Raw genomic sequence first — 12,194 nt, forward strand, 5'->3', positions numbered from 1 at the left:
GGCGATCGCCGGAAATGGAATGATCGGATTTGTTATCGTTTAATGGCAGAGTAAATGAAATTAATCGTTTTTGGTGTAATTTTATGGTGTTCCTTGTTTGGGAATTATTTGTGGGCACAAAAAGTGGACACGACAAAGGTGTACAATATTGATGAGGTTGTTGTTTCCGCCAAGCGGGTTCAGAAGGAGGTGATTCCGGTTCAAACGATGGAAGGTCCGGTGTTGCAAAGGTTGACAGTACATTCCGTTGCGGATGCTTTGCGTTATTTTTCGGGGGTGCAGATCAAGGATTACGGGGGAATCGGGGGCTTGAAGACCGTGAATATCCGGGCGATGGGGACCCAACACGTGGGGGTGTTTTATGATGGTATCGAGTTGGGAAACGCACAGAACGGGACCGTGGATCTGGGACGTTTTTCACTGGATAACATGGAGGCGATCTCTTTGTATAACGGGCAGCGGAGTGCCATATTCCAGTCTGCCAAAGATTTTGGCTCGGCCGGGTCTATTTATATGACAAGCCGTACACCTAGATTTACAGACGGGAAGAAATATAATGCGAAGGTTACTTTTAAAACGGGATCTTTCGGGGTGGCGAATCCATCAGTGTTGTTTGAACATCGGTTGGGGGAACACGTGAGCGGGGCTTTTAGTTCGGAGTATATGTACACGACAGGAAAGTATAAGTTTAGCTACAAAAAAAAGAATGGTTACGATACGACGGAGGTTCGTAAGAACGGGGATGTTCGTGCTTTGCGGGCAGAGTATGGTGTGTTTGGCCGGATGAATGACGGAGAGTGGAAGGCTAAGGCATATTTTTATGATTCCGAAAGAGGTTATCCCGGCGCATCGGTACGGGAAGAGCCGGGAAAGTTCAAGCATCAGGATCGTCAATGGGATTCTAATTTTTTCCTTCAAGGTTCTTTTTTGAGGCATTTTAGTGGTTATAGTTTACAGATGAACGCGAAGTATGCCTATGATTATTTGCATTATCTTTCCGATCCCCGGTTGGACGTGAGTACGATGTACGTGAATAATCATTTCCGGCAACACGAAATTTATGTTTCGTCAGCCAATATGTTTGCCATTTTGCCTTTTTGGAACGTGGATGTGTCCGTGGATTTTCAGTGGAACAAGCTGAATGCAGATTTGGTGGATTTTGTCTATCCGACCCGTTACACGACTTTAGGGGCCGTGGCGACGGCCTTGCATTTTGACCGTTTTAAATTTCAGGCAAGCGTGTTGGGGACTTTCGTGCATGAGCGGACGAAGGTGGCGAATGGGGCAGCGGATGATATGCAGGAATATACACCCACGGTCGTGATGGCGTGGCAACCGTTCCGTGTGGCGGATTTTAACGTGAGGGCTTTTTATAAGCGAGTGTTCCGAATGCCGACGTTGAATGATTTGTATTATACTTTTATCGGGAATATAAATCTGGAACCGGAGTACACGAACCAGTATAACGTGGGAGTGACTTATAATCGCAACTTTGATAAAGGGGTGTTGCAGGGGCTGGACGTACAGATGGATGCCTACTATAACGAGGTGTCGGATAAGATTATTGCCATGCCGACTTCCAATCAGTTTCGCTGGACGATGGTGAATCTGGGAGAGGTAGAAATTCGAGGTATTGATGTTGCCTTGCAGAGTAATTGGAGGTTCTGTCAACATTGGTTGTTGGATGCCCGGGTGAATTACACATACCAGAAGGCTCAGGATTTCACGAAGAAGGAGAGTACGTATTACGGGGACCAGATTCCGTATATCCCTTGGCATAGCGGTTCGTTGATTCTGAACGGGACGTACAAGAGCTGGTTTTTGAATTATAGTTTTATATACACGGGGAAGCGTTACGAGGCGAGCGCGAATATCCCGGAGAATAGGGCTAAAGAGTGGTACACGAGTGATTTCTCGTTATCCAAGAATTTCTCGTGGCGAAAGACTGCAATTCGACTGACGGCGGAGGTGAATAATATTTTTAACCAGCAGTACGAGGTGGTACAGTGTTACCCGATGCCGGGGACGAACGTGAAGTTTATTATCAACATAGAAATTTAGATAAAGATCGAATGATGTATTGTGAAAATCGAATGAAATTAGGTATGTTAATGTTCCTCGCGTTGGGAATGTTATTGTTTTTTTCTTGCCGGAATGATGATGATGAAATTATTCCGTCCGTAATAACGAAGGTTACCCCGAGCGATTCGGTGCCGGGGCCTGTAAAAGGTTTTTTCCTGTTGAACGAGGGGAATATGGGAAGTAATAAGGCCACGTTGGATTATTTTGATTATGCTTCCGGAGAGTATCATAAGAATATATTCGCAGAGCGGAACCCGAGCGTGGTAAAGGAGCTGGGAGACGTGGGGAATGATATTCAGATTTACGGGAATAAGTTGTATGCGGTGATTAATTGTTCTCACTTGCTCGAGGTGATGGATGTGAACACGGCTAAGGAAATTACGAAAATCACGGTAACGAATTGTCGTTATATTGTTTTTCATGAGGGATTCGCTTATGTCAGTTCGTATGCCGGACCGGTACAGATAGATCCGAATGCCCGTTTGGGTGAGGTGGTGAAGATTGACACGGCCACGCTGAAAGTCGTGGGGAGTTGTACCGTGGGGTACCAACCGGAAGAGATGGTGATTGTCGGGAATAAGTTGTATGTTGCAAACTCTGGGGGGTACCGTGTGCCTAACTACGATAATACGGTGTCCGTGATAGATTTGGAAACATTTAAGGAGACGAAGAAAATCACGGTGGCGATTAATCTACATCGTATGCGTGTTGACAAAAATGGACTGATTTACGTGACTTCCCGCGGGGATTATTATAACGTACATTCAAATACTTACGTGATAAATGCGAAGAATGATCTCGTGGAAGGATCTTTGAATTTTCCGGCGAGCGAACTTTATTTGTGTGGCGATTCGCTTTATTCTTACAGCACGGAGTATAGTAAGATTACGAGTAAGTGGACGGTCAATTACACGATTTATGACACGAAGGCGAAACGTATTGTCTCTCGGAATTTTATCAAGGACGGAACCGAGAAGTCTATCGTGACTCCTTACGCTTTGGCGGTAAATCCGGAAACAGGCGAGATATTTGTGGGCGATGCCGGGGATTATGTTACCCCGGGGAGGTTGTACTGTTTCGGGCCTGACGGGAAGAAGAAATGGGATGTGCAAACGGGAGATATTCCTGCTCACATTGTGTTTACGACAAGGCCTTTACAGGAGAAAGACGGGAAGGAAGGATAAGTATTAAAGTGATCCTATAAAGAGCTTCCTTGCAAATGTGTACTTGATCATATAAAATAAACCCTAAAAGTTAGACCGAAAACTTTTAGGGTTCATTTCAATTATAGGGCAACCTCTCTTTATTCATGTGTTTTTGAACGAAACCTTAATATATCTGGAATCAATTCGGTGTAAAATGACGAATTTTAGATGATATTGAATTACGGTGTTATTTGTTTGTGAATAATAAATATTGTGAATAATCCAAATGATGGTTCTTAAATCCAAATGGTATTCGTTTTTTATATATTTTTGCAACGATTTTGGTGCCACTCTCTGTTTCAGATAGGTGGTGAAAAGGGAATCAGGTGCGAATCCTGAACAGACCCGCTGCTGTAAGCTCCACTAAAGTCCATGGACATAACTCTCTCCACTGTTTCAATTTGAAATGGGAAGGACGTCCGAGGATGGGGTAAGTCAGAAGACCTGCCAATCAATCATATTGTTTAACGTTCAAGGGAAGGAAGAACGTGGACACCGATAGTTTAATAATTGTCGACTGGATACGCCAAATCTTTTTTTGATTAAAAGGGGATTTATGTTTGCGAAGAGGTTATTTTATATTGTTACTATTATATGGATAGGTATAACGTTTACATCGTGTGATAAGCCGGGAGTACCTTATCCTGGAGGAATAATAGGAGGTGGGGATATTGAAGCTCTTGTATTGAATGAGGGAAAACTTAACACGAATACCGGAACGATTTCGGTGATTTATAAGGACGGTCGTGTTGTGGCAGATGCTTTTCAAGATGTAAATCACCGTCCTATGGGAGACGTGGCGCAATCTATCACGTTGGTAAATGGGAAGTATTTCGTGGCGATGAATAATTCAAAAAAGATAGAGATTGTTGATCCGGTAACTTTTAAATCCGTGGGAACAATTCTTTACACGCAGGCGGGGTATCCTCGGCAAGTGGTGCCAATTTCTTCCACGGAGGCAATTGTGTCCGATCTTGACCGACAATTAGTACGTATCCGGACGGTTGAGCCTTACGGGAAACCATTGGAATATATTTCTATCCCTCGGGCCGTAGAGTATCTGACTGTGGCGGAAAATAAAGTGTTTGGAATAACTCAGGGTGGTTTATATGTATTTGATGCTGATAATATAAAGAAGGAACAAGCTCGAGTTGTTAAGGAGGTATATAATGAGGAGGATACGAAAACTTGTCAGTTACTTGTGGATAAGGAGGGGATGATTTGGGGATTGATGAACGAGCAGGAAGGTGGACAGGTAACAGGTGTTACGTTGAAATGCGTGGATCCCAAGCGGGAGAAGGTGGTGAAATCGTACACGTTATCTTTCGGGGATTCGAATTCACAGACTCCGGGCGAGATTATCGGTTATATTAATTATAACCGTACGGATATTGATCCCACGGGTACTTGGATTTATTTCAGCGTGAAAACTCGTTCGGCTGAAGAAAATAAGGAGGGAGTGAAGGAACAGCAAAGCGTGTACCGGATGAACGTGGAAACGGGAGAATTCAGTCATTATTATGACTTGCCGGAAGTGGGAATGATGTACGGTTTTGCCGTCAGTCCGGAGGGAGATATTTACTTGTGTGATTGTTTGGATTACACGGCGCAAAGAGGTTATGTCCGACATTATTTGAAAGATGGGACGAAGATCAGTCATAAGGTTGGGATTTATCCCGGTCAGGTTTATTTTCCGGGAAATCAACGTTAAAGAGTAAATGATGTTTAAAAGGATAGCAATAGGATGGTGTGTTTGTTTCATCTTGTGTGGAATGGGGGCGGAGGCACAGAAGAAAGATCCCGTGGCGATGTATGGTGTGATAGATACGGTACAGGTAGTCAGTCAGCGTGTTCGTCATGCTAACGAGGCAAGTGCGGGGGCAAAAGTAAGCCGTATAGACCCGGAGATTATGCGGGCAAATAAAACCCGTTCGTTGGCGGAGTTATTAACGGACTACACGGCTATTTATATCAAAAGTTTGGGAATGGGAGCCTTGTCAACGGCATCTTTCCGGGGTGCCAGTCCTTCACAGACCCGGGTGAATTGGAACGGGATTAATATTACCCCACCGATGTCGGGAACGTTTGATTTTTCACAGATACCGGTATTCTTCACGGATAATGTTAGCCTGTATTACGGGAGTAGTCATGTGAAGAACGGGACCGGGGCTATCGGGGGGAGCGTGAACTTATTTACAGATCCAGATTGGAACACTGGTGTTAGTGGAAAGGTCTTAGGAGAATATGGTTCTTACGGGACTTATACTACGGGGGCTCAGGTAAATACTGGTGGACAGAAGTCAAGTTTTAAGACTCGGTTGTATTATCAACATTCTGATAACAATTATACTTATTTGAATAAAATCTTGACGAACGAGCCTTTCCGAGAGAAACGGCAGGATGCTGATTACACGCAATGGGCAGCGATGCAGGAGGGATATTTTCGTTTGTCTCCTTATACCCGGTTGACAGCGGTTGCTTGGTATCAGGAAGGGAAACGGATGTTACCACCCGCACTTGGAGTGGTGAACCAGTCACACGAGCAACAAAGAGAAGTGAATGTGCGGGCGTACACGGGATTGGATTTTACGAAAGGGTTGCATGCTTTACGGGCAAAAGCGGCATGGCTTTATTATCGACAGGAGTATGATAAGTGGTATGCCGGAGGATTATTCGATCCCGAAGGAAATAAGAATCAATCGCACACGTGGCAAGGAATTGCCGATTATACGTTTACCCCGAGAGAGAATCTTGTACTGGGTACGAGCTTGACTTATTCGCATGATTTGATTCGGGTGAGTAGTTATATAGATGTCGATTCTTCGAAGTATACGTTAGGAGACGTGGATTATGATATTCCGGAGGTGGAACCACCGTTCCGGCATAACCGTGACGTGTTCTCCTGGCAGGCTTCGGCATTATGGACTCCTGTGGAGTGGATGATGTTGAATGGGCAGTATATGTTTGAACAAAATGATAGTCGGGGGGTATCTACATGGTCTGCCGGTATGGTGTTTAATTTGTGGGAGAAGGAGTTGCAGGTGAAAGGAAATGTGGCTTATAATTACCGGTTCCCGAGTATGAATGATCTCTACTGGAGACCGGGAGGAAATCCGGACGTGAAGCCGGAAGACGGGTATTCGTATGATGCGTCTGTAGCTTATCGGAAGCAGTTGTATCGTGGTTTATTTTTAGATGCGGAGGTTTCCGGTTATTTGATGTATATAGATAATTGGATTTTATGGTTGCCGAAAGACGGGAATCAATGGGTTTGGACACCACAGAATCATCGTAATGTGAGATCGGAGGGTGTGGAGTTGTACGGGAAATTGACATATGCGATTGGTGATTTGAGGGCAAATGTGTCGGGTAATTATAGTTGGTCGCAGTCCCGTACTCGTAAAAAACAGCACGTGGATGATGGTTCCTACATGAAACAAATCCCTTACGTGCCTCGGTTCAAGTGGAATGTACGGGTAGCTGCCGATTACCGGGGTGCCTTTTTCTCGTGGCAGGTGACTTATATCGGGCGACGTTTTATCACGACGGATCAAGAGTATGCTACGGATCCCTATTCGGTACATAATATTTTGGCGGGATACCGCTACACGTTCCGTAACGGGATGAGTCTGACACCGCAAGTACGGGTAGATAACCTATTAGACACGTATTACGAGTCCACGCAGTATTACCCGATGCCCTTGAGGAATTGCCTAGTGTCGTTGATGTGGGAATTTTAGGAAAATGAATAAATAGTTATATTATACAATGAAGATTAAGATTATGAAAAAGTTTTATTTAGTGCTTTTGGTTTTAGGAATGTTTGTGGGATTTCTGAGTTCTTGTGATGATGATGATAAGTACAAACCCGATGCTTTGGAGTTAGAAATTGTGAGTAAAAGTGGGGTGTTTACCGTTGCAAAAGAAGATACCTTGTTTTTAAAGGCGAAACTGAACAATCCGCAAGAAGTGAAATTCACCTGGACACTGGATGGACAAGAAGTCTCCACGGATTCAGTCTATATGTTTATTGCCGCAAATATGGGGAACTACAAAATTGATGTAAAGGCTACTGATGGCGGAGAAGAGACAACCGTAAGTGTATCTATTGAAGTTTACGGGAAATATAAATATGGAACATTTATATTGAATGAAGGTCAAGTTTGGAAAGGACATTACGGGACTCTTGTCTTTATTAGTCCCAAAGGAATCGTTACCGATAGTGTCTATTTTAAAGAGAACGGGGGATCACTCGGTGGGGGTACACAAGATTTGTACATTAGAAACAACAAGTTATATATCATATCTCAAAACGGTGGGAATGACGGAGGTTTTTTAACCATAGCGAATGCGGAAACATTGAAAAAGGAAAGTAGTTACGAAGATGAATTGGGAAGTACACTGTCAATGCCATCTCATATTGCTGTTCTTGATGATAATGATATTTACATTCGCGATAACAATGGTGTATATCGTTTTAATCCATCATCCAAGGTCCTAACATTTATTGAAGGTTCTGCTGGAGCGAACAAAACGACTATGGCCGTTGCAAACGGTAAAATTTTTGCGGCACAAAGCAATAAACTTATCGTTATTGAATCAAACAAGTCTTCCATTTCAAAAGAAATACCTGTTAGCGGTAACATTTCTGGTGTTATCCCATCTTCCGACGGTAATATATGGCTTGCTTGTAGAGCCAGTGGGGAAGAGCCAGCAAAGATTATAAAGCTTGATGCACAGAGCTATTCCATGCAAGAGAATTCTATTGAAGACGAAACGGCAGGCAAGATATTGAACGGCGGTTGGAATGCAACTCCTTATATTACAGCCAAAGGCGATACATTATACATGGGTAGTGGCAGTACTCCGATGCCTGTTTATCGTCATGTTTTCAGCCAGAAGAAGACTGAGTTCATGGGAGATATGACTGAGAGACTGGATCATGTTCTAACTTTATATAATTGCATCGCTGTACATCCTATTACAGGAGAGGTTTACGCTAATATTATTTCGAGCTATAGTTTGGATCCTGAAAATAAAATCTGTGTTTTTGATTTTAATAATGATAAATTGGCATTGAAGGCCAATTATAAAGGATATACAGAATGTCCTGCTGGTGTATTTTTTACTTATAATTTTGAATGATAACATTCATGAAGAAGAATTTACGTTATATTTTAGCTATTCTGTGTTTTGCGGGAATGTGGATTTCCTGTAGTGATGATGGAGGGAATGATGGGGAAGAGCCGCTTACGGCTCCGGAAGTGTCTGTTCAGAATTTGAGTTTGAAGGATGCTATCCTTCCGGGAAGAACTGTGAGATTGAGAGCGAATATCATTAATACAACAGAGGCAGGCTTGCAGTGGTTCGTGGATGGGAAAGAAGTATCTACTGATACTATTTTCGAGTTCTCATCAGTGAAGGAAGGGGCCTTTCGGATCAAGGTGACTGCTTTTAATAGACTTGGTACTGCATCCGATAGTTTGGACATTCAGGTGATGGATGGGTTCAAAATATCGGATATTACGAACTGGACTGGGAGTGGTGAGAATCAATCGATGTTGGCCATACAATGGATTACCGGAGAAGTGGAGAATTGGTCAAATCCTGAAGATCGTGATGTTTTCTTTCGTGCTTGGGGATATAGATGGGAAAAAGCAAATCCCCCTACGGGACATGATATGATCGTGGATATTGCTAAAAAAGATCCGCGTTTGTTTATTATCGTGGCATCTGATGGTAATCTTGGAATGACAATAAGGGGTTTCGGTTACGATATTGATGGTGATGGAATTGAAATTCAAAGTGAAGATCTTGAATATGGGGATAGAACGTTGAAAGGAATACATTTGACAGAGGCAGATTTCAAGGATGGTATTTATGAACAGAAAGAGGCTGATGTCAATATGGATGGTTTTAACGTAATTTCAGGAGGAGATTATTGGATTGGTGGATGGTATGTAGTTTATCCTTCTTATTGGCTAGGGAGTGGAGAGGCTGTATTAGAATCGAAAGAATATGAATATTCTGGTCTTTATGCAGGTAATCGCTTGCTGGAAAATGAGGAATGGCATACTTGGACATTCTCTCCGATTAATAATGCAGAGAAAAATATATTACCAATACCTCGTTTGTTAAAGGCTGCGCCAAACAATTAGTAAAGGTATTTTGTTGATACAAATGGGGAAAACAATTTTTCGTTTTCCCCATTTTATATTAGACTAATAACTATTTCTCGTATTCTTTCTTGTTCTCCAAGAGTTTTGAGGAGATCTTGTTAATGTTCGAAGCTCCTGATGAGTGCAGGGAGAGGATGATCGGATCGCCGGAGTATGTAGCTTTTGCGGCACCGGAGGTGTGTAGACTGATTTTTTCTTTGACTTGAAAATGAGCTTTTGCAGCTCCCGATACTTCTGCTTTCAGTTCGTTTATCGGAAAGTCTTCCAAGTTTGCTTTTGAGGCTCCCGATACTTCCATTTTGCAGTGTATGGTGTTACCTTTAAGGGAGAGGTTTGATGCCCCGCTAATGTCGAAGGTTGATTCGGGGCTGGTCATTTGTCCTTTGAGGTTTGAGGCACCACTTAGTTCTATGTCAAGTTTTTCTTTTGCTAGGAAGTCTCCACCTACAAGCATTTTGCTGGCTCCAGAGAGGTCCACCTTTAGCTTGGCTGTCGTGAAATCCCCGATTGTTTCCAATTTGCAGACTCCGGTTAACTCCACGTTATCAAGGCTGGTAACGGTAACTTCTGCCGTGAAATGGTCGTCGTCATTATTTCTTTTATTTTTAGTGGTAATTTTTCCTTCGATATAGATTTGTAATTTTCCATCGGAATCCAGTTTCAGAACGAGTTGTTTTTCGAGTCGGGCCGGAATGTTTACGGTGACTCCGGTGGTGTTACCTTGTTTCGTTGTGATACTGAAGATTCCGTGAGCCTTGATTCCGGTGATTTTTTGTCCCTGGAATCGGGAAACGGTGATTTGCTCTTGTGCGAAAGCTCCGACTATCGAGAGGCAGAGAACGAAAATGACAAACAATATTTTTTTCATAATAATCTGTTTTTATGATGGGACGCTTAAAGGTAATGAAAAGTTACAGGTATGGGTGTTATTTTCTAAAAAAAGGGAGAATGAGGAGAAGCATGGAAAGAACTTTTCTGATGATAAATTGAATCAAACCAATTATATTTTATACATTTGTTCCCATTAAAGTTCTTTACAACACGTAATCAGACTGCTCAGGTGCCTCGTTTTGACGAGGAGAATAGGGAACCGTGTGAGAATCACGGACTGTCGCGCAACTGTAATCACCAGAAGGGTTTTGCCACTAATGTCCACTGTCCAGGGGATGGGAAGGACGGCAAAATGGTGAAAGTCAGGATACCTGCCTTTGCGGATTGACAATGCTTTCGCGGAATGAAGCTAAGGTCAGACTTATCAACCCGGTTGAGATACTTGGGGCGTATTTTTCTTATTTCTTTCCTTTATTTCGTGTGGAGCTAAATAGTGTATAAACTAATTTAGTATGAGAAAATCGTTTGAAAAATTTCTGGAAAGACAAGATGCCTTAGCCCGGCAATACGGTAAGGAGTATGAGGACAAACAACACAACCGGGGAAAACTTACCGCTCGGGAACGGATTACATTTCTTTTCGATGAGGGGACATTTGAAGAGGTGGATGCTTACTCACCTTCTGCGGCGACTTCTTTTGGTAAAGCAGTACGTTCATACGGGGATGGGGTGATTGCCGGATTCGGCACGGTGAACGGGCGTCAGGTTTTTGCTTATTCGCAAGATTTTAACGTGCAGGGTGGTTCGTTGGGTTCCGTGCATGCGGCCAAGATTATAAAAGTACAGGATATGGCTCTGAAAACGGGATCGCCTGTCGTGGGATTGATTGATTCGGGAGGAGCCCGGATTCAAGAGGGGGTGGCTAGTTTGGCCGGGTATGCGGGAATATTCCGACGGAATGTACTCTCTTCCGGAGTAATCCCTCAGATTTCAGTTATTATGGGGCCGGCTGCCGGAGGGGCTGTTTATTCTCCAGCCTTGACTGATTTTATTTTTATGACGGCAGCAACCAGTTATATGTTCGTGACCGGACCTAACGTGGTGAAACAGGTACTGAATGAAACAATATCTCCCGAAGAACTTGGAGGTGCATCTGTACATGCCGTGAAATCAGGTGTGGCGGATTTTGTTTTTAATGATGATGAAAATACGTTATTGGGGGTAAAGATGTTATTATCTTACCTGCCTTCCAATAATATCGAGAACGCTCCTTTTCTGGTGACGGATGATCCGGTTGACCGGATAGAAGAGAGTTTGCGGGATATTGTTCCTGAAGATCCGGATAAGCCTTATGATGTGAGGGATGTTATCCGTTTGATTACAGATAAAGGAAAATTTTTGGAGATTGCGGAGAGTTACGCTCCCAATATCATTATTGGGTTGGCCCGATTCGGGGGATTCGTGACCGGGATTATTGCGAATCAACCCAAAGTTATGGCGGGTACTTTGGATATGAATTCATCGGTGAAAGCTGCTCGTTTTATTAATTTCTGTGATAGTTTTAATATTCCGGTTGTTACTTTGGAGGACGTTCCCGGTTTCCTTCCGGGGGCCGATCAGGAACATGCCGGAATTATCCGGCACGGAGCCAAGCTCCTATATGCTTACACGCGGGCGACGGTTCCCAAGATTACCGTGGTCTTGCGTAAATCATACGGGGGTGCTTATATCGTGATGAACAGTAAGGGAATTGGCGGAGATTATAATTTTGCATGGCCGACAGCCGAGATTGCTGTTATGGGACCGGAAGGGGCTATTGCTATTCTTTATCATAAGGAATTTGCCGCTGCTGATGATCCGGTAGCTTTGAAAAAAGATTTGTTGGCGCAGTATAGGGA

The 12,194-nt window shown here is 43.3% G+C and carries 8 protein-coding genes and 2 riboswitches; of the genes, 7 read left to right on the plus strand and 1 reads right to left on the minus strand.

Annotated features, from left to right (window positions below; all coding sequences use genetic code 11):
* The first annotated feature begins 54 nt into the window (after positions 1-54).
* The 6 genes from AB5542_RS11200 (at position 55) to AB5542_RS11225 (ending at position 9,445) form a co-directional block, all read left to right on the plus strand.
* The gene (locus AB5542_RS11200) at positions 55-2,061 is read left to right on the plus strand and encodes a TonB-dependent receptor (protein ID WP_279038327.1); all 2,007 of its coding nucleotides are present in this window, start codon (positions 55-57) and stop codon (positions 2,059-2,061) included.
* A gap of 32 nt (positions 2,062-2,093) precedes the next feature.
* Entirely contained in the window at positions 2,094-3,266 is a 1,173-nt protein-coding gene (locus AB5542_RS11205) for a YncE family protein (RefSeq protein ID WP_279038444.1), read from the plus strand.
* A gap of 286 nt (positions 3,267-3,552) precedes the next feature.
* Positions 3,553-3,754: riboswitch (cobalamin riboswitch) on the plus strand.
* 89 nt (positions 3,755-3,843) lie between these two features.
* A complete protein-coding gene (locus AB5542_RS11210) occupies positions 3,844-4,998 on the plus strand; it encodes a DUF5074 domain-containing protein (protein WP_279038325.1) in 1,155 nt (384 codons plus the stop codon).
* A gap of 10 nt (positions 4,999-5,008) precedes the next feature.
* A complete protein-coding gene (locus AB5542_RS11215) occupies positions 5,009-7,027 on the plus strand; it encodes a TonB-dependent receptor plug domain-containing protein (RefSeq protein ID WP_279038323.1) in 2,019 nt (672 codons plus the stop codon).
* Between the two features lie 28 nt (positions 7,028-7,055).
* Positions 7,056-8,432 (plus strand): DUF5074 domain-containing protein, encoded by a 1,377-nt coding sequence (locus tag AB5542_RS11220; protein ID WP_279038321.1) that lies wholly within the window; start codon positions 7,056-7,058, stop codon positions 8,430-8,432.
* Between the two features lie 8 nt (positions 8,433-8,440).
* The gene (locus tag AB5542_RS11225) at positions 8,441-9,445 is read left to right on the plus strand and encodes a PKD domain containing protein (RefSeq protein WP_279038320.1); all 1,005 of its coding nucleotides are present in this window, start codon (positions 8,441-8,443) and stop codon (positions 9,443-9,445) included.
* A gap of 70 nt (positions 9,446-9,515) precedes the next feature.
* On the opposite strand, the gene AB5542_RS11230 is transcribed toward AB5542_RS11225, so the two are convergent.
* Positions 9,516-10,334 carry a GIN domain-containing protein gene (locus tag AB5542_RS11230; RefSeq protein ID WP_279038318.1) on the minus strand — a complete coding sequence of 273 codons (819 nt, stop codon included), beginning with the start codon at positions 10,332-10,334 and terminating at the stop codon, positions 9,516-9,518.
* A gap of 173 nt (positions 10,335-10,507) precedes the next feature.
* Positions 10,508-10,691, plus strand: a riboswitch (cobalamin riboswitch).
* A 118-nt stretch (positions 10,692-10,809) separates the two neighbouring features.
* On the opposite strand from AB5542_RS11230, the gene AB5542_RS11235 reads away from it, so the two are divergent.
* A partial coding sequence (locus tag AB5542_RS11235) for an acyl-CoA carboxylase subunit beta (RefSeq protein ID WP_368243061.1) occupies positions 10,810-12,194 on the plus strand: 1,385 nt, incomplete at its 3' end.

This window comes from Butyricimonas sp. RTP31003st1_G1_RTP31003_210430 (genome assembly GCF_040920905.1).
In the GTDB taxonomy this organism is placed as follows: Bacteria; Bacteroidota; Bacteroidia; order Bacteroidales; family Marinifilaceae; genus Butyricimonas; species Butyricimonas paravirosa.

Bases quoted from the DNA above. Each gene is read 5' to 3' on its own strand.
- AB5542_RS11200 (WP_279038327.1), top strand. From the start codon at position 55: ATGAAATTAATCGTTTTTGGTGTAATTTTATGGTGTTCCTTGTTTGGG.
- AB5542_RS11205 (WP_279038444.1), top strand. From the start codon at position 2,094: ATGAAATTAGGTATGTTAATGTTCCTCGCGTTGGGAATGTTATTGTTT.
- AB5542_RS11210 (WP_279038325.1), top strand. From the start codon at position 3,844: ATGTTTGCGAAGAGGTTATTTTATATTGTTACTATTATATGGATAGGT.
- AB5542_RS11215 (WP_279038323.1), top strand. From the start codon at position 5,009: ATGTTTAAAAGGATAGCAATAGGATGGTGTGTTTGTTTCATCTTGTGT.
- AB5542_RS11220 (WP_279038321.1), top strand. From the start codon at position 7,056: ATGAAGATTAAGATTATGAAAAAGTTTTATTTAGTGCTTTTGGTTTTA.
- AB5542_RS11225 (WP_279038320.1), top strand. From the start codon at position 8,441: ATGAAGAAGAATTTACGTTATATTTTAGCTATTCTGTGTTTTGCGGGA.
- AB5542_RS11230 (WP_279038318.1), bottom strand. From the start codon at position 10,334: ATGAAAAAAATATTGTTTGTCATTTTCGTTCTCTGCCTCTCGATAGTC.